The sequence below is a fragment of the Paenibacillus xylanilyticus genome (assembly GCF_013359935.1).
Classification (GTDB): Bacteria; Bacillota; Bacilli; order Paenibacillales; family Paenibacillaceae; genus Paenibacillus; species Paenibacillus xylanilyticus.
Map to the genome: position 1 here is coordinate 59,419 of NZ_JABMCB010000197.1, position 19,614 is coordinate 79,032.

At 47.0% G+C, this 19,614-nt stretch carries 16 protein-coding genes and 1 pseudogene; 5 read left to right on the forward strand and 12 right to left on the reverse strand.

The window, feature by feature from the left end:
• Nucleotides 1-6: 6 nt before the first annotated feature.
• From HP552_RS22795 to HP552_RS22810, 4 genes are all read right to left on the reverse strand, one after another.
• Complete coding sequence (locus tag HP552_RS22795; RefSeq protein WP_175397691.1) at nucleotides 7-1,695, reverse strand: vWA domain-containing protein; 1,689 nt, start codon at nucleotides 1,693-1,695, stop codon at nucleotides 7-9.
• A gap of 12 nt (nucleotides 1,696-1,707) precedes the next feature.
• On the reverse strand, nucleotides 1,708-2,439 hold the full coding sequence (locus HP552_RS22800) for a hypothetical protein (RefSeq protein WP_175397692.1): 732 nt from the start codon (nucleotides 2,437-2,439) through the stop codon (nucleotides 1,708-1,710).
• Nucleotides 2,440-2,693: 254 nt separating this feature from the next.
• Complete coding sequence (locus HP552_RS22805) at nucleotides 2,694-3,374, reverse strand: Uma2 family endonuclease (protein ID WP_376768979.1); 681 nt, start codon at nucleotides 3,372-3,374, stop codon at nucleotides 2,694-2,696.
• Between the two features lie 78 nt (nucleotides 3,375-3,452).
• A complete protein-coding gene (locus HP552_RS22810; RefSeq protein WP_175397693.1) occupies nucleotides 3,453-5,774 on the reverse strand; it encodes a glycoside hydrolase family 127 protein in 2,322 nt (773 codons plus the stop codon).
• Nucleotides 5,775-5,975: 201 nt separating this feature from the next.
• On the opposite strand from HP552_RS22810, the gene HP552_RS22815 reads away from it, so the two are divergent.
• Together HP552_RS22815 and HP552_RS22820 are read left to right on the forward strand one after the other, a co-directional pair.
• Nucleotides 5,976-6,743 (forward strand): helix-turn-helix transcriptional regulator, encoded by a 768-nt coding sequence (locus tag HP552_RS22815; RefSeq protein WP_175397694.1) that lies wholly within the window; start codon nucleotides 5,976-5,978, stop codon nucleotides 6,741-6,743.
• A 159-nt stretch (nucleotides 6,744-6,902) separates the two neighbouring features.
• Nucleotides 6,903-7,415, forward strand: a complete 513-nt coding sequence (locus tag HP552_RS22820) for a GNAT family N-acetyltransferase (RefSeq protein WP_175397695.1) — start codon at nucleotides 6,903-6,905, stop codon at nucleotides 7,413-7,415.
• A gap of 149 nt (nucleotides 7,416-7,564) precedes the next feature.
• Here HP552_RS22820 and HP552_RS22825 read toward each other — a convergent pair.
• Nucleotides 7,565-8,609 (reverse strand): annotated as a pseudogene (locus HP552_RS22825) (2,3-butanediol dehydrogenase).
• 130 nt (nucleotides 8,610-8,739) lie between these two features.
• On the opposite strand from HP552_RS22825, the gene HP552_RS22830 reads away from it, so the two are divergent.
• The gene (locus HP552_RS22830; protein ID WP_175397696.1) at nucleotides 8,740-9,651 is read left to right on the forward strand and encodes a LysR family transcriptional regulator; all 912 of its coding nucleotides are present in this window, start codon (nucleotides 8,740-8,742) and stop codon (nucleotides 9,649-9,651) included.
• Nucleotides 9,652-9,929: 278 nt separating this feature from the next.
• Here the strand turns inward: HP552_RS22830 and HP552_RS22835 are convergent, their stop codons facing one another.
• The 5 genes from HP552_RS22835 to HP552_RS22850 form a co-directional block, all read right to left on the reverse strand.
• Entirely contained in the window at nucleotides 9,930-10,634 is a 705-nt protein-coding gene (locus HP552_RS22835) for an endonuclease V (protein ID WP_175397697.1), read from the reverse strand.
• Nucleotides 10,635-10,701: 67 nt separating this feature from the next.
• On the reverse strand, nucleotides 10,702-11,565 hold the full coding sequence (locus tag HP552_RS22840) for a prohibitin family protein (RefSeq protein ID WP_175397698.1): 864 nt from the start codon (nucleotides 11,563-11,565) through the stop codon (nucleotides 10,702-10,704).
• A complete protein-coding gene (locus HP552_RS36025) occupies nucleotides 11,543-11,770 on the reverse strand; it encodes a DUF8570 family protein (RefSeq protein ID WP_512698969.1) in 228 nt (75 codons plus the stop codon). Before HP552_RS36025 ends, HP552_RS22840 begins: the two co-directional genes overlap by 23 nt.
• Before the next feature lie 366 nt (nucleotides 11,771-12,136).
• Nucleotides 12,137-13,489, reverse strand: a complete 1,353-nt coding sequence (locus HP552_RS22845; protein WP_175397699.1) for an amino acid permease — start codon at nucleotides 13,487-13,489, stop codon at nucleotides 12,137-12,139.
• Nucleotides 13,490-13,702: 213 nt separating this feature from the next.
• On the reverse strand, nucleotides 13,703-14,170 hold the full coding sequence (locus HP552_RS22850; protein ID WP_175397700.1) for a GNAT family N-acetyltransferase: 468 nt from the start codon (nucleotides 14,168-14,170) through the stop codon (nucleotides 13,703-13,705).
• Nucleotides 14,171-14,351: 181 nt separating this feature from the next.
• Here HP552_RS22850 and HP552_RS22855 point away from each other — a divergent pair, with 181 nt between their 5' ends.
• Nucleotides 14,352-14,924: a GNAT family N-acetyltransferase gene (locus HP552_RS22855; protein ID WP_175397701.1), complete on the forward strand. Its 573-nt coding sequence runs from the start codon at nucleotides 14,352-14,354 to the stop codon at nucleotides 14,922-14,924.
• Between the two features lie 2 nt (nucleotides 14,925-14,926).
• Nucleotides 14,927-15,268: a DUF1801 domain-containing protein gene (locus HP552_RS22860; RefSeq protein ID WP_175397807.1), complete on the forward strand. Its 342-nt coding sequence runs from the start codon at nucleotides 14,927-14,929 to the stop codon at nucleotides 15,266-15,268.
• A 514-nt stretch (nucleotides 15,269-15,782) separates the two neighbouring features.
• On the opposite strand, the gene HP552_RS22865 is transcribed toward HP552_RS22860, so the two are convergent.
• Nucleotides 15,783-16,961, reverse strand: coding sequence for an alanyl-tRNA editing protein (locus tag HP552_RS22865; protein WP_175397702.1), 1,179 nt, complete (start codon nucleotides 16,959-16,961; stop codon nucleotides 15,783-15,785).
• Nucleotides 16,962-17,432: 471 nt separating this feature from the next.
• Nucleotides 17,433-19,580 (reverse strand): hypothetical protein, encoded by a 2,148-nt coding sequence (locus HP552_RS22870; protein WP_175397703.1) that lies wholly within the window; start codon nucleotides 19,578-19,580, stop codon nucleotides 17,433-17,435.
• Nucleotides 19,581-19,614 lie beyond the last annotated feature (34 nt).

Sequence of the window (19,614 nt, forward strand, 5' to 3'; positions counted from 1 at the left end):
TTAAATTTACATCTGCACGTTAAACAGATTTCCGATCTTGTACACGACATCGTCGGTATCGGCGTTGATGCTGGCCGCTTCGTTAATGCTGGAGATGCTCTCCAGAGCCTTGATGTCTGCGTTGTATCCGATCGTGTAGATTGGCACTTGATATGTCTCTACCAGTTCACGAATATCCTTCAGTGTATGTCCTTCGTTGGTCTCCCCATCACTCAGCACAAAAATCAGCGGCTTCACGTTCGGATCAGCGGCCATATAGTCCTCCAGCATCTTCATCGCTACAACGATGCCATCAAAGGTCGCCGTACCGCCGCCTGCTTGCAAACTATCCACGGACCCCACGAACATGGACTGTTGGTTGGTATCATACTTGGCAATCGGCAGGTTTACGGTTACGCCACTGGAATACGAAACGAGGCCAATGCTGTTGTCCGTGCCCAGATATTTCTGACCTTTGCGGAGGGATTCCTTCAGCCGATTCAGCGGCTCGCCATCCATGCTTCCGGATACGTCGGTCACGAATACAGCCGCGATCGGTTTGCTGCCGTTCTTTTTCTCTTTCCATACTTTCTGTGCGGACAATAACGTGCCACCATCGACGGTCGCCAGCTCGGACTTGTAGTCCTGCAAACCGTTAAATCCGAACTCTTCTGCCGACTGCTGATATTTCGCCTGGGTGACAAATTCCGCAAACTTTTGGATGATCTCCTGTTTGTTCTCCGGCAGCTGCCCCAGTGCATACAGCGGACTGTCATGCCTTACGCCAAATGGTGTAAAGACATATCCGCTTTTCAGATCAGCGGTGTTAACATACGTTTGGTATTCGAGCACAAAGGCGTCCAGTCGACCTGATTTCGCCGCTTCACGCATCTGAATGGTTGTGGAAGCCGTAAACGGTACGTTGGCCTGGAATTTCTCAAAGCCTTCAATCGCTTTCTCCCCCAGCGGATTGGAGCTATCGTACGTATTCAGCGCTGTCACGAGAAAATTAAGCCCTGTAGAGCTGGCAAACGGATCGGTATACCCCATTGCGAGTTCATTATTGGCAATCGCTTCGGTGACCGTTTTTACATTGACGGAACCGTACGTGTCAACGAGCGAATCATATTTCGCTTTGGAAATAACAATCCCGGGGACATTCCCCACCAGGCGTTCGGATACCTTTTCGGTCTTCACACCGCTTGCGGCAACCATCTCTCCCCACAGTTCATTGGAAGGCGTGTATGCATCGGGTACGTATTTGCCGGACTTGATGTAATCGGCTGCTGTTCCGGATGCAATATTGCGGATCTTTACCGATACCGGTTGACCGCCCACTGTAATGTTAGCCTTGTTGAATTCTTCACTGACCTCGGTTAGCCAGCCGTCTGCCCCAGTCCCGGATTTTTCGATGGACGAGAAAATTTCGACATACTCATTCGTCGTATTCTCAACGGTAATCGGGAACTTGGAGATGTCCGGCAGCGATTCTGCCACATCAACCGGATCCAGATCGATCTGTCCCTTCACGGGTTCAGCCGTTGCTGGTGCAATGTCCGCATACAACTTGCCCAACTCTTTGCCTGCGTTCTCCGTTGTCACCTGTGTACTGGATTTACCGAAGTTCGATGTCAGTGTGATTCCCGCATAGACCAGGCCGAACACAAGTACCAACATCACAACCGATATGAAAAAAAACTTCCCTTTCTTCGCCATAGATGCAACCCCTCACTGTCTGTATAATTTGGTGTGCTTAATTAACTGATCAATGTCCTGCATGCAGGGCATCTGTTCGATATCCCCGGCTTCAAAACTGTCCAGGCGTGATATTTCCAGCAGCAGCTGATCGAGTTTGAGTAGAATTTCTTCATTGGTATGGAGCGAGTCTTTCACATAGGATAGATAGTCGTTATACACTTTGGTTTTTTCCTGAAATAATTTTGGTGGAATCTTGGAGGATTTGGATTTCATCAATGCGGCGTATTCGGCTTCATCGAATACATGGAGTCTGTTCAGCACGCTTCGAATGTTGAGGTACAGCAGCTTCTCCACTTCTAGCGTGACGGAGGCAAATTTCTTATAGCTCAGCTCCCCCGGATCGAACCGCTGATTCAGCACGTTCAGGAGCGTTTCTTTCTTCTTCTTCATCCGGCTCAATTGGGACAATCCCAGCGTAATATCTTCTTCAAGCACTTTAATGCGCCTATAAAAGGACAGTGCTTCCACATAATCTTCATGGGTTTCGATCTGCTTAACGGGTAAGACCACGGGCTGTTTAAACAGCAGGGTGTAACTTCCATAAAAGAGAGCCATTACACTCCCGAACAGAAGGGTTACGGACAGCGCCGTTGCAAAGGCCCCACCACTGAAGCCAAGTCCAATGAATCCTGGCGAAAACAAAAGAACATTGATGATGACAACGCCGAAGATCAGGCCCAGCCATTTTATGTACTTGGTCATCGTATATGATCTGACCTCCTTTCTCGCTATATGATGGACCGATTGTCGATATTTACCATCGCATATATCCTTCATTGTACATGATGTTGCCCTCATTCGGGTCGGTGAATATGGATATTCATAAATATACGTGGCGCAGGCTCATCCCATTTCATCTACAGGGATACGTGGACAAATTTTGTAATCTCATGACAGCGGGTCCAATATGGAACGAAGAAAAACTCGGAATTATCCGGTAACGGAAAAAGAAAGATTTACAGGTAATACGTGGAATGTGGAGATTGCGTGTCATTTTTTATATAGGACGAGCCGGAAAAAGACATAAAAAATACTCCAGACGCAGAGCGCCGGAGTATTTCCATATATATTCTATTCCAGCCTGAACAGCTGCTGAAAAGGGATCGCCAGTTCCGGGAACAGCTTCGATTGAATCGTTGATCTTCCGTATACAATCTACGATCCTGATAGCTTCCATCCTCTAGCGTATAAACATGTACAGTCTGGTTGCCAGGATCGACAATCCAGTATTCATGTACGCCATATTTCTGATACAAATTAAATTTCTCATTAAAATCCTTCAAGGCAGTCGAAGGAGACAATACTTCTATAATCAAAGACGGTGCACCGTGACAGCCATTTTTGAATATTTGGTCTTTCGAACAAATGACGGACAGATCTGGTTGTACAACATGATCTGGTGTATCGTATTGTTCATTTTCGCTAAAATACACATCGAAGGGTGCAACAAACACATAGCATTTTTGGTTCTGCAAAAAAGTTCGCAAGGAGAAGTGCAGCTCACCCACAATAAATTGGTGCCTGGAGGTCGGTGCTGAGGACGTATTATAGGCTTTGCCGTTAATGAGTTCCCATGTACCTTCCCAGGTCAGCCAATCCTGAAAGCTATAGATACCTTTGTTATCCGGTTTTGCCACACATTCCACCTCCCTGATCCCTAATCGACTTTGTCCTCATTATACTATTGTGTTTGCTGATTTCCATGCGATGCCGATTTATGAGATCAGGGATTTCGGCTTGCTTCGGGTTGTACGCACCTCTACGACTTTTCCTGCACAACCACGATCACCAATGGCCTGAAATGTTACTGTCACACTGTCTTTACCGGAGGTAACCGTCTCAGGAATATCATAGGTCGCATAGAACACTTCACCGATCTTGTTCATATGAATTCGCTGCTGGCCGACTACGGTTCCATCCACAACAACGCTGAATTCTCTGGTATACCGCGTTCCTTCCCGTTCAAATGGTGAATGATCCCCGCCCCAATAGCCGACACACAAAACATTCGAACCGGAACCATCTACAGCCAATTGGTAACTGAAATATGCTCCGCTGACGCCAAAGGCTTCCCGCCACATATGCAGCCTGTTGCGGCTGTCCGTGTATGAACCGTTATGGTGTTCTGCACGGCAGTTGCTATCCAGATGATGCCCGATCTCGTCCTGCTGGCCGTCCGGCTGCACCCTGTCGATGGTGATATCATTCAGTTCCTTCTCCAGCGCATCGCCTTCATCGTTAAACGGCCAATATACCGTATAAAACTCATGATGCACATCGTAGAACGGAATCAGCTTCACAGCTTCACCTGTAGACGTCACATCCTTGCTGAGTTCAAAAGTTAACGTTCCCGAATCCACCTCTCTGATCCATTCAGTGACATCCTCCTTCTCCGTCCAGATCACGGGTACGGGTGCTGTCTTCGGATTCAGGGCCGTCTCATCCACAATGGTATCTTCCGGCAGCCCTTCGCTTCCCAGTGCACCTGCCAGCACGATGGGACCATACAGGAACGCTACCTTGTGCGTATCATCTCTGGACGTGTACTGTCGCAGTGACATCGGCAGGGTGATCGTGATGACATCCCCGGCGGACCATGTGCGCTGGATGGAGAGATATCCGGGTTCCATCCGAGTATACAGATGTGCCGTATCCCCATTGACGGTTGCCGTCATTGGCTCCTGCAGCCATGAGGGCACGCGTAATCTTAGATTGGCCGAGGCATGGCCTCCGGTGATCGTCAGGTTTACTTTTTCCGAATAAGGGAAATCGGTTTCGAGCTTCAAGGATAAGCCCTGTGACGCCCAGTCCAGCTGGGAGGCGATATACAGATTCACGTACAGGTCCTGTTCATCCTCAAAATAGATCGCCTCGGCGTATTTGCCGGGATTCTCCATCCCTGACCCTGTGCAGCACCACCATGCGGTATCATGTGTCCCGTAGATTTTGTAATGACCCTGAAGCGTGGAAGCAAAATACGTTTTGTTGCCTGTATCGGGATCCTGCGTGCCCAGGATGTGATTATAGATGGCGTTTTCATAATAGTCCATGTAGGCACTGTCCGGGTTCCAGGCAAACAGCTGTTTCGTCAAATGCATCATGTTGTGGGTACAGCAGCTCTCTCCGGTTTTGATACCAAGGCTCTCCATGCCCTTCGCTTCATAATGTTCCGAGATGCTCGTGGCGCCGAACACATAGGAGCGATGGTGAATCGTTGTGTCCCAGAAAAACTCCGCCGCCGTCCGGTAGCTCTCATGCGAATGATCCTGGTTATAAATTTCGGCCGCGCCGATTACTTTTGGAATCTGAGTATTGGCGTGTTTGCCCTGAAGATCATCCCGCTCTTGCTCCAAGGGCTCAAGGATCATTTGGTGGGTGAACCGATTGGCCATATTGAGATAAACGGATTGACCCGTTATTCCGTACAACTGAGCGAACACTTCGTTCATGCCGCCATGCTCACACTGGAGCATCGTCTGTACCTGTTCCTCTGTCATGCTACTCATGCCCGCCACGGCCCAATCCGCGAACCGGGTAACCACATCAAGGGCCAGCTGATTGCCCGTAAGCTTGTAAGCGTCGATAAGACCGCGATAGATTTTGTGTACGCTGTACCACGGAACCCAGAATCCATTGATATCAAAACTGCCAATACGCTCGGCCCGGAACGCCGCATCAAAGGCTTCCTCGGTCAAACCGCCGATATATCCGCTGCCTGTCGCCTGCTGAATTCCTGCAAGTTCGGTGACGGCGTAATCCAGTGTTTGTTTGAGCTTCTCATTGCCTGTCGCCTGGTAAGTTACAGCAAGAGCAGACAGATAATGTCCAAGAGAGTGTCCGCTGATCGTCCGCGCTTCCCAGCCGGCATACCGTTCCTTCTTTGCGGTTAATCCGTGTGCCTCGTAACATGGGGCCAGGAACCGATCGATGTCCAGTGATAACAGGTACCGTTCCCCGACCTGTTGGGATGTTTGGAAAACCCCGTTTAACAAATGCACATGTTCAGGACCCAGAAATCCCTTTTTCGTTTCAATCATGGTTCATATTCCTCCTCGTTATGTAATGAGATGATGACTTTTAATATCTTTTCCGAAGCATGTAAAAGGGTAAAATCCGTGTTGCCATTTGTACGCCGCATGATTGCTGACTCATATCAATCCTTGATTATCCACATGTTATCAAATAAAATACAACTACATCAGACTCATAATCCAAGAAAAGGTGGATAAATCCGTCTTATGCAAAAGCCACTCCAATATTATCTGTGCGGCAAGTTCATTACGGAAGGCAATTGGACACATATGAAGCGAATCATGCCTGTGCATGAGATCATTTTGATGCTGGAAGGCGAGATGTATATTGCGGAGGAAGATCGGCATTACGTGGTTCGTGCCAATGATCTGCTGTTTCTGCGAGCGGGGCATACCCATTATGGTTACCAGATGAGCGATGCTCCCGTCAGCTTTTACTGGGCTCACTACGAGCCTTTAACCGAAGGATTCGACCGTTATCCAACGCATGCGACCATCCCTGTACCCTCGACAGCCAATCAGCTGTTCAAGCAGCTGCTGCATGTCTCGTCCTTCTCCCCCGAAGAGGCAGAAGCGGCACTTCTGCTGCTGTTAAAAGAGCTGGAACGAAACGCGGAGGCTGGTTATCGTCCCCATAATGCAGTCGTTGACCATATCTGCAAATGGGTTGATATTCATCTTCATACGGATATCACGGTGAGCAAGATTGCGGAGCATTTCAGTTTTAACAAGGACTATATCTCCAAAATGGTGAAACGCGAAAAAGGCATCGGCCTGAAAACGTACATTCTCACCGAGCGGATCAACCGTGCCAAACAGCTGCTGCTCAATACCAATGCTAGTGTAAAGGAAATTGCCGGGCAATGCGGATTCTCGGATTACAAACTGTTCCTTCGCATGTTCAAGCAGTACGAAGGCAATACGCCAACCGAATATCGCAATAACCTGTATTCCACCCAGCTCAATCGTTTATAATTGCTGGATTCGTATGAGAAGAGAAGATGTTGGCATAGACTTACTCATAGAAAATCATACGTAATCTATAGAATATTTTGATTATTCCGATCAAATTAGTTGTGTTAAGATGTGGAATAACTATATTTCATCCACCCCATTTCCGAAGGAGAAATTGAAATGACGACAACGGCAGTCACGATTCATCCCGCTTCAGAAGCTGACCACGAAGAGATTGTACATATCCTCGTTGCAAGTTACGCGGAGTACAAGGACACCTTTCAGGATCAGGAACGATGGGAAGCCTACGTAAAAGATATGAAGGAATCATTGGATAACCCCTACCTCGCGGAATTGTGGGTCGCTAAAGTGGACGATCAGGTCGTAGGAACGGTGCAATTGTTCGAAACGGCACATAAGGCCTATCCCAACTTTGAACTCCCTATTGATTATCCGTTTATTCGCCTGCTTGGCGTGGATCCAGAATGGAGAGGACACGGCATTGCCCGCGAGCTCCTTCGTCAGTGTGTTGCATCAGCCAAAGACATGGGCAAAGACAAGGTATATCTGTTTACGGGCGGACAGATGGTTAATGCCATTCGTTTATACGAACGTTTTGGTTTTGTGGAGGATGAAGAATTCAGTCCGCGTAACAGTGGAGGCAACGCCATTTGTTATCGTTATGATTCGTGATTCATCTGGGATTGTGACATGAGGGGCATAACCGCAGGAAAATGAACGAACGAGGATATGAGTTTCTGCACATATAATCGTTAAATACAGAACAGGCCGCTCATTACGAGCGGCTGTTCATTGAAATCTATTCATTCAAAATGTGCTTATTAACCGCCGATTTCCACCAAAATTTTCGCATGGCTCTTGTCGCTCATCAGCAGTTCAAGTCCTTCTTCCACGATGTTATCCAGCTTGATTTTTTTGGTGATGACCTGTTTCACATCGAGTGCTCCTTCAGCAATGAGTGAGATCACTTCAGGGAAAATGTGGCGATACGCGAGTGTAGCCGTCAGATTCGCTTCCTTCACCAGAAGATCGAAGAAGTTTACCAGCAGCGGGTTAGGGATGGCTGCGATAACAACTACTTCTCCGCCTTTTTTGACTACCGCTACAGCGCTATCCATCGTAGGCTGCACACCGGCTGCTTCATAGGCGACATCAATGCCTCCAGATTGCTCCAGGATGACTTCTGTTGCATTCACTTTGGCGCTGTTCACCGGAATGGCTCCCAGCTTGGCTGCCAGGTTCAGGCGTTCCTCGAATACGTCAACCGCATAGATCGTCGAAGCACCAGCGGCTTTGGCAGATAGAATCGTCAGCAGTCCGATTGGACCTGCACCATACACGGCAACCTTCTGACCCACTTTCAGTTTGCTGTGACGAACGGCATGGAACGCCACGGCTGTAGGCTCGACGAGTGCCCCTTCTTCAAAGGAGACGTTGTCAGGCAATTTGTGTACCATATATGCTTCAACAACAACATATTCGGCAAAACCACCATCACCGTTCAAACCAACGAATCCGAATTCAGTACACTGGTTATAGCGTCCCTGGATACAGTATTCGCATTTGCCGCAATGATACAATGGCTCTACCACAACTCGATCCCCTATGCTAATACCGCTTACATCACTTCCCAATTCACTAACCGTTCCGGCAAACTCGTGTCCGAGTGTCAATGGTGCCTTCTGACCTGAGAGCGGGTGATTTTCGCCTTCCTGAATCCCTACACCATGGTGATAAGCATGCAAGTCACTGCCGCAGATCCCGGCATATTCCACTTTAATTTTGACTTGTCCCGCCCCAGCAACCGGAACTTCACCGTTCTTCCACTCGAACATCTTTATGGCCATACCATACTGCTGCTTTCATGAATTTCATCCCCTTAGTTAAGCTTATAAAATAGCTTGTCTATATATTATATTGCCGTTCACGTATTATTCATATTTATAGATATTAATGTTAATATTAGTAGAACTAATGCTAAAACGGAGATGAACCCATGAATCTGGAACAGCTTGAATATGTCGTTGAAATTGCCAAAACACAATCCTTCTCCGCCGCCTCGGAGCACCTGCATGTTACACAATCAGCCATCAGTCAATCTATCCATCGTCTTGAAAAGGAGCTTGGCCTGACTCTGTTCGAACGCTCCCGGCAGGGGACTCACCCTACAGCGGAAGGCAAACAATTCATTGCCAAGGCGCTGGACATTTTGCAGCGGGTCGATGAGTTGAAATCGCTGAATGCGGAAGCGTCCTGCCTGACAGGCGACCTGCATGTATCAACCTTTCCCAGTGTCATGCACTACCTTGTCCAGACCACTGCCGATATGAAGAGGGAGCATCCCCGGTTGAATATCTCCATTGAAGAGAAAGGCTCCATGGAGATTATCGAAGATATCCGGAACAACAAGGCACACCTTGGTTTCATTGCCATCTACACGAAACAGCTGCGTGAATTCGACGGACTGCATTTCAGCCCGATGTATTCCGGCAAACTCGTTGTAGGCACGCATCATCAGTCCGATCTGGCCAAGCTTAACCGGGTGACGCCTGATCAACTGAAGGAGCATCCTCTAGCGCTGTACCGCGATGGCTTCATTGAAGATTTCATTCAGGATTTTACGTATGATTATGGAGCGCTGTCCATCCTCTTCAAAACAAACAACTCGGAAGCGATCAACACGGTTCTTCGAAACAATATAGCAGCCAGCATCGGTCACGACTTCTCCTTCTATCAAAATTCGTTATGGAAGGAAGGTCTGGTGAAGATGGTGGAGATTGCCTCCATCGACCAGCCCAAGATGCAAATCGGCTTCGTACAAACCGAGTCCAAGGAGGTCGCCGCAGCCGCAGAGCGGTTTGCCCAGAAGTTCAGGCAGGCGATCGAGCTGGATTACTTAAAGAATTAAGGGTTTCCTTGAAACCCCCTACAACATCCATGCCCATCAAAACAAAAAAGTACGCCATACGCTGGGGATGTCTCTTCACATCCTGTCTCCAGCAGCCTGGGTACCTTCTCGTTCGTACATATCTATACTTTTACTTTTCTAAGGGCTTCGCTCATCTCATTCGTCTGTGAAACAGTTGCGTTCTAATGCAAATAAATAAAATCCAACACACATCTGTTAGGGTTTTGTCCATTTTATCCGTTTAATGGTGGCCCTGTTTTGCCTTCAGCGTCGTCCACTTATCTTCGTGCTGCTCTGTGCTTTTTCGTTTCCAAATCAGCCTGTCTTACAGGGATGGGTAAGCGGCTTTCTTTGTTAATCAACGCCAGAGTTACTTCTGTAGACGTATCGATATCAATCCCATTGCCGCAGGAGACAAAGATCGGTTTGACCTGCTGCTGCGTTCGAAGTGCACGCCCATAGATTTCACCGTCAATCACAATATCCGTAAATGCCCCCGATTCGCTAGCTGGCATCTCATAGTCCGTGTCCTGAATTCGGAGATAGCTTTTGGCGATGCCGATGGTAGGTTTGTTGAGGTAAAACGAAGCATGTGTGGCTATTCCCATATGCCGCGGGTGCAGATATCCGTTCCCGTCAAACATGACTAAATCGGGATCGTTCTCCAGTTGGTTGAACGTATCCAGAATGAGCGGCAGCTCCCGGAATGAGAGATAACCCGCGATGTACGGCACCTTGATCTCATCCTGCAAGGACTTCGTCTCCACGATCTCATGGGTGGTATAATCCACTACGCAAATACAGCACACGGCCCGTGTTCGTCCCTCTTCCTCCCAGTACGCCAGGTCTACTCCTGCTACGAGACGAATGTCTTCCTTGTTGAAGCTGTTTTGTAAGTTTATACGTTGCACCAGCTCCTGCTGGATCTGATCAAAAGTTTCTTCGTTGAATGGTTCAGGGGGTAAAATGTTAAGTTGATTCATTGAATTACCTCTCAGTTGGATATATAAGGAATATATATGTCTCCGTTGGGGAGAAAACTCCCCCCAATTATTTCACCTCTTCTGTCTTTGTAGGTGCAGTTGGTAACTGAATCATTGGTGTATTTGATCCACTGACATATGGAAGCACACCATCCCATTTCTTAATCGTCTCGTATTGAACAAGTTGGCTTGTAAGTGATTGTTGAAGCTCTTTGTTTGCTTTGGCTTGACCTTCTGCTTCAATCAATAGTTTGTCTGCATTACCTTGTGCTTCCACACGTTTCCGTTCTGCCTCTTTTTTAGCAATTTCAAGCTCAGTCGTTTTACGTTCCAACTCTTGAGATGCCTCAACTCTTTTATCAATTGCTTCTTGGGTTTTAGCATCTGGTTGAGGAACACCAACGGTAACATTAGATACAATGAATCCTAGCTCTTTGACATCGTCTGCGAAACGTTGTTGAACGTCTACACCGGCCTCAGATGACTTTTCTCCATATACATCAATTACAGTAAATTTAGAAATACCTTTCCGGGCAGCATCACGAAAACGTGTTTTCAAATATGTATCTTCAATTTCTTGAATGCTAATTGGTCCAAAAGTATTGAAGATCGAAGACACTTGGCTTGGTTCTACTTGATAATTGTACGCAAAATCGATTGTGATGTTTTTTCCGTCAGAAGTAGCAATCTGAATATCTTTGTATTCAACGGTTTGAATTCGAATTGGATATTTTGTCACCTTATCAAAAGCACCAACCAACTTCCATCCCTGACTCAGCGTATTATCTTTTACGCCCCCGTTTGGTGAATAGACAACGCCAACATATCCGTTAGGAATTCGTGTCACAAAAAAACTCACCAATAGTACGCCTACAATAATCACTAAAGCTACTGCAATTGCTCCTACCTTAAATGTCTTTAGATTCTTCATTTACATTCTCCTCTTGTTTGAATTTGTTGTATCTTTTCAGGACTCTACTACCTACCATATTGAATAACGGGAACATTAATGACCATAGAATAAATGCTAAGATAAAGACTAAAATGATTCCTCCAATGAATGGCATACACGTCCTCCCTCTATGGTTGTATCCAAACACAAATTTAATCATCACATAAAAACTCACACCGTTCATTTGAATTACACTTCTGCTTAAACTCTCCCCCTGCTAGTCCTTCGTAACCAAACTTTATTTAAAATGTTGCTTCGTCCACCTCCCCCTTCTTCCAATCGATAACTAAAATATTTAATTCTTCTAAATATATACTTCTATTTTCATATCTGGTTTCAATGATCTCTAGAGACTTCTTGCTGGCCAAGGATCTCCGCCTCACTTTTCAACATAGAAAAGACTTGAAAGAGCGAGTCCACGTTGCCGCCTGATCTCAACTCTCTGAGCTCATTCCTTTGCACATAAAAAAAACATCCCGGCATCAATGCCGAGATGTTTGGTCCATTTAGAGATACATACCTCTACTCATCAATCATACTTCTGCAAACCTTAAACTTCCTGTCCACTCGACTTCCTGAACCGGATCAAGGACCAGATGATCAATACGGCAAGAACGCCGAGGCAGATACTGATGCTGAACCGATTGCCCTCATCGAATATGAACATCACCGCAATTACACCAAGCGCCATTACGGCCAGTCCGGTTACGTAAGGGAATCCCCAGACTTTGAATGTCGGTGTGACCGGGTATCTCTTCCTCAATTTTAACTGGGAAGTGGCAATGCAGATCCATACAAGCATCACGACGAACCCGGGCACTGCGAGCAATACGCGGAATAATTGATCCTGAGCGAACAGTCCCAGCATGGAACCTCCGAGCAAAATGACGGAGCAAACCAGCAACGTATTCACCGGGCTGCCGCTACGATTCGTTCGGGACAGCGCCTTAGGCGCTTCACCGCCCACCGCCATGGAATGCAGCATCCGGGATGCACCGTAGATGCCCGAATTTGCAGCAGAGAGAACGGCGGTCACCAAAATAAAGTTCATAATATGCGCTGCACCGGGCAGTCCTGTGGAAGCCAGTACTTGTACAAACGGGCTGCTCTCCGGTCCGAGCTCATTCCACGGAATCAGACCGCAAATGATGAGGATGGGCAGCGTGAAGAACAAAATAATTCTCAGCATGAAATTGCCCACAATCTTGGGCATCACCTTGTCCGCATTTTCCGTCTCGGTCAGTGTGAGACCAATGAGCTCCGAGCCTCCATATGAGAACATCACAACCAGCAGCGCGGAGAAGATCGATGACCACCCATTCGGAAGGAAACCTCCGGCTTGCGTGTAATTATGCAGATAAGGCGTGTTATCACTTGGAATAATGCCAAAGATCAATGCAGTACCCAGGATGATAAAAATAATAATCATGGCAATCTTGATGCCTGCCAGCCAAAATTCAAACTCCCCGAACACCCCAACACTCAGCAGATTAACGAGTATAATAAATGCGGCGCACGCCAGACTCAGCATCCATAGCGGCACTTCCGAGAACCAATATTGCAAAAAGCTCCCCGCAGCGATTACCTCAATGACACACACGGATAACCATAGGAAGCAGTACATCCATCCCATCACAAAGGATACCCTGCTGCCGAAGGCTTCCTGCACGAAGTCTTTCATGTTTTTGTTTTTGTAGACAGTGGCCATCTCCGCCATTGCAGCCATCACAACGAGCAGTAATAGTCCGGCAAAAATGTACGTTAGGATTACTCCCGGACCTGCAAGCCCAATCGTTTCGGCACTTCCTTTGAAAATCCCGGTTCCAATGACACCACCCATGGCCATGAAGCTGATGTGTCTTGGTTTAAGCTTTTTCTGTAATGTTCCTTCTGTCTGAGCCAATTCAAGTCCTCCTGATGTCAACAACGTCTGTAATTCTTCTCTCAAGCTTTTATAACATAATTTCCAGTATACCCTATTGTTCATGCCTCAGCACAGAAGTTCCTTATGGCAAATTCATTCAATTCATGCGGCCACGTCAAAAAACCAGAATCCTGTGAAGACAGAATCCTGGTTGATTACCCTTTTGAAAACGAGATTGAAACAACTAGGGGATTAACCGAGCGGTGATAACTCCTTCGTCATGAACGCACTGTTCGGGTCCAATATATAATCTGCAAAAGGCTCGCAGTATTCAAAGCCAAAGTCTTCATACATCCTGCGTGCCGGGATAAATGAATCCATCGATCCGGTCTCTAAGCTGATCCGCTTGTACCCCCGGCTTCTGGCAACCTCAATAATGTGTGTCAGGATTTGTCTTGCTACTCCTTTTCTGAGATGGGCATTAACCGTACGCATCGATTTCAATTCTCCATGCTCGACATTCAGTTCCTTCATGGCTCCGCATCCCAGCAGTTCATCACCTTCCCAAGCGCACCAGAATGTAATCTCGGGTTTCTTCAATCCATCCAGATCCAGCGCATGAATGCTTTCCGGCGGCGAATCTTCGGCCATACCCAGCAAATGTTCCGCGATTAATCCTTTGACCTGATCCCCACTCAAATCATCCACTCTGATCTCCATAACAACCACTCCTGCCGACAATTTTGGTATATTCCATCGCTGAATTTAAACCTATAATTTCATCTTACTACTGTGGCAGGTTTGCTGACAATAGATTCCGAAAACACAATGAAATGCGTATTGTGAACCCCTTAATTTTCCAGTATGATGAGGCTATCTGATTCCAAGGGGCGAGACCAACATGACTCTGACAACGGACAACCTGTTTTATAGCAAACGATTAAAAATGACACCGCCACGCGCGGAAGACGTGCAGACGATGCTGCAATGGAATGAAGATCCGGAGTATCTTCGAAATGTGGATACCGATATCGCCATCCCCTATTCAGAGAAACAATTGGAAGATGAGGGCGAAACGAAAAACAAAGAAGTGTACTTCAGGCTCAGGACACATGAGGACGATACACTGATCGGTTTTGTTGTCATTCACAGCATTGAATGGAACAACCGCTGCGGACAACTTGCCATTGGCATCGGACTTGCCGAACATCGCAACAAAGGGTATGGAACGGAAACGTTGAATCTGATTTTGCGATATGCGTTCCATGAACTGAATTTGGATCGTGTGGGACTGGACGTCATTTCGTATAATGCAAAAGGTATTCGTGCGTATGAGAAAGCCGGCTTTCAACTGGAAGGACGCGCACGCTCAGCAGTTTACCGTGATGGACGGCGTTATGACCGCCTGATGATGGGTATTCTGAAGCCGGAATGGGAAGCACTCAATTTAACAAATGTGGAGGGAACAGTATGACCTTGAATGCAGAAGTCACTGATTTTATGGAACAAATCTCAATCCCGTGGCAAGTTGACGTTGTAAGACAATTGCGGCAGCTGGTGCATGATTCCATCCCGGACGTGCAGGAGCGCATGCAGTACAAGAAGCCACACTTTCTGAAAAACGGCAAATATGCCGCGGTCATCTCTCCTTCCAAGCAGGCGGTGTCCTTCACCATTTTTAATGCAACCGGTCTGGAACTGCCAGACGGCATATTCGAGGGCCCGGAGGAACGCAAAACGATTAAAATCAAAGAAAAGGATACTCCGGATTATGAATGGCTGGCCGGTCTCCTGACACAGGCATCTGCAGAATTGTAGAAGGATGTACAATTGGGGGCTGTAATTGATCAGATCTAGTGAGCGAGATCTAATTCCTGCACGTGAGCGTCAGCTTGATTCTTCTTAATTCCCGCTGACGTTCACGGCCAATTAGGGATATCCCAATGAAGTCACACAGGAATTACATGGGTTAGATGTGTTATTGATTGAATGATGGGTTTACTCGACACTGGGTAACCCCACCGTAGAAAAAACCTTGTGAGGCAAAAAGCAAATCAAGGTCAGCTCCTTAGGATTCAAATGTCATTTTCTCAGGAAATACACCGCCCTCCTTAACTAGGCATCTGGCCATTCTTTGAGCCGCTCTATCAAAGTAAAATTGATTTGAATGATTTGGGTTGTTAATTGGTTCTAATTCGGAGAACAACATAGGAAAATGGCAGGATATGTCCTGGCTCTACTTGTGCAGTGCATCCCCTCATGTGAAAGAACACGCCACAACGTGACGTGCTCTCCGTAACTCTGTATACCTTATCTTAGGAAAAAGCCCAACTTAGTGATGTCCCAGCTGGTCCTTCGTAAATTCATAAAAGGCGAGGGCATCTTCACTGCTGGCAAAGCCCGCTTGAGCCATTCTGTCACTGCCTCCACCTTTGCCTTGGTAGGCTCCGAGATTGCCTTTGAAGAAAGGTCCACAAGACCACTCCGGCGGCTGCCCGTTCTGTGCCAGAACGACTTTGGCTTCCGAGATGCTGGCAAAAAGCACAATCCCCTCATGTTCCTCCGTCAGTTTGGTCGCCAGGCTCTGCATATCCTTGAGGGATTTGTCCTCAAACACCTGGGCAATGACCAGGCCTTCCCGTGCAGACAACAATGCCTGCGCATAGTAGGTATCATTGGTGGCTTTGACCGCATTCAGCTCAGACAGAAGCTGTTTTTGATCTGTTTCCATTTTGTCGATACGATCAAGCAGTTCTTCCCTGCTGGTTTTTAATTTCACTGAAATCCCGTTTAACACGTGCTGTGCTGCTGCAAATTCGTTTAATGCTCTGAATCCGCATTTAAAGTAGATGCGCGTGCTTCCCTTTACCTTTTCGGTTTTCAGCAGCTTAATGATGCCAATCTCACCTGTTGCCGCTACATGTGTGCCGCCGCAAGCGTTATATTCCACGCCCTCCATTTCAACAATGCGGATGTCCTCGGTAACGGAAGGCTGCTTCACGAGCGGCAGACGGGCTGCTTCTTCAGCAGTGACCCAAGAGCTGCTGATGCGGGCATTCCGGTAAATTTGGCGGTTCGCCTCTTGCTCGATCGCTGTCAGTTGATTCGCTTCCAACTCAGCTGCAGCTACATCAATCGTGGCATATTCAGTGCCCAGATGAAAACTGAGCGTCATGGCATCAGCCAGCTTCAATGTGATGGCTGACAATAAGTGCTGCCCTGTGTGATGCTGCATGTGATCGAACCTGCGCTCCCAGTCAATTTCGCAGTGCACCTCCTTCTGCTCAGGCGCCTGCTCGACTTTATGCCATACCTCGCCATCTTCGATGTTTACGTCCAAAACCGCGATACCGCCAATTTGTCCTAGATCACAGGGTTGTCCACCCCCATGCGGATAAAAAGCTGTCTCCGCGAGCGTGACATAGACGCCATCTTCCTTGTCCACTCTGCCTGTAATCGTTGTATGCCACTCTCTTGTATAAGCAGAGTCATAGTATAACTTTTGTGTCATTGAATAATCCCGATCCCTTCTTCGTTCAATTTGGTCGTTGCTTTAGCATTTCACCGAATGGAACTTCACACTCTGTTCCGTGTACAATCCTTATCCTGTTCTCCAGATTACACTATTTGACATAACCAAGCCAAATCTCTGCTCTACCGCTATAGCTTCTTAAACCAAAAAGACCGCTCTGTAAACCAAGCTACAGAGCGGTCTTCCTTACTTATATCCACGTTTAACGAAACGTTGGATATGAAATGAACTTTAAGATTACACTGAACGTATAATTTACACTAGAGCGCAGCGGACAGAAAGAATCTGGAGAAGCGGAGCGTTCGCCTTTATCCCTGGATTTCTCCCATCAAGGGAGATCAAGGAAATCCAGGGATAAGAGCGATCGGAAGATTTTCTGTCCGAGGAGTTCTCTGGTGTTATCATCGATTAGATGTGTAATCCTCCCCGTTCATTTTATATCTGTTTCGATTAAACCATATTCCAGAAGAGAACTGTGTTCGCCACCGTAATCATCGTGAACAAGAACGTATTCACCAGGGCAGCGACCCACACGTTATTGGTTTTCTCAAACAATTTGCGTGCATATACAGCTGCAATGACAAGGCACGGAATCAGTGCGAACAGCAGAATCGCATTCAACGCTTGCCCAGGGTACATAGCTACACCTTTGGTGAAATCCAAACCATATTGAAGGGCTATCCAGAGAACCAGTCCGCCAACGTTCAACACGATGGACAGGAACATGCCTCCTCGTTTCCCGCGTGTATTGGCGTTCAGTGCAACGGTACTTACGAAGAAGTACACCAGGAAAAACGGTACATAACGCAAGGCAGTAATGAAATGATCACTCTCGAACGTCCGTACGGCAAACGTCCAGATCCGGAAATCCGTTCCGAAGATCGCCTGCACGACAAACAGCAGAGCGTAACCAATCACAACAGCAAGAACCGCAGTGACCAGACTGGCAACAATCGTTACGATATTCAGGCTAATGCCATAATCGCTGAAACGAGTGCCTGCATCTTTTTTGGAGAAGTAATGGAAGGCAAACGTTACTAGAATCATAATTAACGCCGATACCAGAGCCCAGTACACGATCTGGTTCGTTGTTGGTTCATTGAAGTACGAACTTGTAGCCACAATGTTATCCGAGTAATTGAATATAAGCCACATGACCAGAGATACAACCGTCAGAAGCACGCTGCCCACGGCCATATTTTTCAGTCGTCCACTAGTTTTGTAATCATTTTTCTTACTGCTAGACATAATGAATCCAACAATAGCCCCAAGCACACTCACAATCAGTAGAATGAGGGCAATGATACGAAGCACATTCAATCCGTTTGATTCTTTGTCCATCAGAGTCGGGAACAAAATTGCCGGGATCAGGGTGCTGAAAGCGATGGCGATCCAATAGATCGTCTTCTGTACACCACCAACTGCAGCGGATACCGTTGCAATCTCGCCGCTGATGGCGTTACGCAAGAACGGCAGTCTAAGCATTAACGTAACCAATGGAACGATCATCAGGAAGAAACCGATGAGAGCCACGAAATTGAAGGCTTCCTTCGCCCACCAGATCTGATTGCCGGAATCCAGATTCACATGGGTCTGATTTGGAGAAGTTACGCCTTCGAATGCATGCGCATAGAAGTCGATTAGATGTCCTGTCGTTGTCCCGGAGAAATGATTCCATGGGTGTGTCTGATTCGGTGTAAACATAATATGTTCACCTGTTTGGGATGGACGTACAACCGTACCTTCTACTGTCAGGTCACCAGATTCCACCGGGATAAACTTGCCTGTTTCTCCCCTTGCTGCATCTGGCGCAAGTCCCAGAAAGGTTTTACCCGAAGCCGTTGCTGCGAAGTCTTTGCGCGTTACCGTGCCTTGTACTTCTTTCTCCTCATCCGTTTTCTCTTCATCGGATTTGTTGAAGAAAAACTCGTCATATTGACCTGCGATCATGCCCACTGTCCGGCTGCCATAGGCTGCCTGAAGCTGATCCTGCGGTGCAACAGCAGCTGCATAAGAGTAGTCTGAACCAACGGAGATCCCCGCATGAATCATGCGATATCCAGTTTGCAGAGCACTCATTTCGTCCATGTACATGGATAACAAGGTAGAGAATCCACCCATGGAATGTCCGCTGACGGCTACATACGCGTTGCCTTGGTCATCTTTTTTGGTGAAATCCTGTTCATAGATATACTTTGCTGCGTCAAACTGAGAGTATATCCAAAATGTACTGAACCGATCCTCAACCGAGAATTCTCCACTCCAGCGTGAATCTCCGTGATCATACATATCCAGTGCGAGCACAATATAACCGCGTCTCGACATTTCAATTGCTGGTGCATCCTGCATTTCTTTGGTGTTTAAATAACCATGGGTTGTAATAATAACGGGGCGTTTGTCATCTGCACCCGCGCCTTTAGGCATGTACAGCAACCCTGACAAGGTACCGTGATCGGCCTCGAATTTAATTTCTTTGACTTTAACGGAATAAAAAGATGTGTTGAACATTCCGGCAAACAAGCTGCCGAAGATGACCAAGACGAGTGATAAAACCAGCAACCCCTGCGGTTTTTTCAAGAATGATGTGACTGCTCTCATAATAACTCCTTTATCGATATGAAATGTTAATCAT

Coding starts and splice junctions, on each gene's coding strand:
- HP552_RS22820 (WP_175397695.1), top strand. CDS start 6,903: ATGACGACAACGGCAGTCACGATTCATCCCGCTTCAGAAGCTGACCAC.
- HP552_RS22830 (WP_175397696.1), top strand. CDS start 8,740: ATGAATCTGGAACAGCTTGAATATGTCGTTGAAATTGCCAAAACACAA.
- HP552_RS22795 (WP_175397691.1), bottom strand. CDS start 1,695: ATGGCGAAGAAAGGGAAGTTTTTTTTCATATCGGTTGTGATGTTGGTA.
- HP552_RS22850 (WP_175397700.1), bottom strand. CDS start 14,170: ATGGAGATCAGAGTGGATGATTTGAGTGGGGATCAGGTCAAAGGATTA.
- HP552_RS22865 (WP_175397702.1), bottom strand. CDS start 16,961: ATGACACAAAAGTTATACTATGACTCTGCTTATACAAGAGAGTGGCAT.
- HP552_RS22810 (WP_175397693.1), bottom strand. CDS start 5,774: ATGATTGAAACGAAAAAGGGATTTCTGGGTCCTGAACATGTGCATTTG.
- HP552_RS22855 (WP_175397701.1), top strand. CDS start 14,352: ATGACTCTGACAACGGACAACCTGTTTTATAGCAAACGATTAAAAATG.
- HP552_RS22840 (WP_175397698.1), bottom strand. CDS start 11,565: ATGAAGAATCTAAAGACATTTAAGGTAGGAGCAATTGCAGTAGCTTTA.
- HP552_RS22870 (WP_175397703.1), bottom strand. CDS start 19,580: ATGAGAGCAGTCACATCATTCTTGAAAAAACCGCAGGGGTTGCTGGTT.
- HP552_RS22800 (WP_175397692.1), bottom strand. CDS start 2,439: ATGACCAAGTACATAAAATGGCTGGGCCTGATCTTCGGCGTTGTCATC.
- HP552_RS22815 (WP_175397694.1), top strand. CDS start 5,976: ATGCAAAAGCCACTCCAATATTATCTGTGCGGCAAGTTCATTACGGAA.
- HP552_RS22835 (WP_175397697.1), bottom strand. CDS start 10,634: ATGAATCAACTTAACATTTTACCCCCTGAACCATTCAACGAAGAAACT.
- HP552_RS36025 (WP_512698969.1), bottom strand. CDS start 11,770: ATGAACGGTGTGAGTTTTTATGTGATGATTAAATTTGTGTTTGGATAC.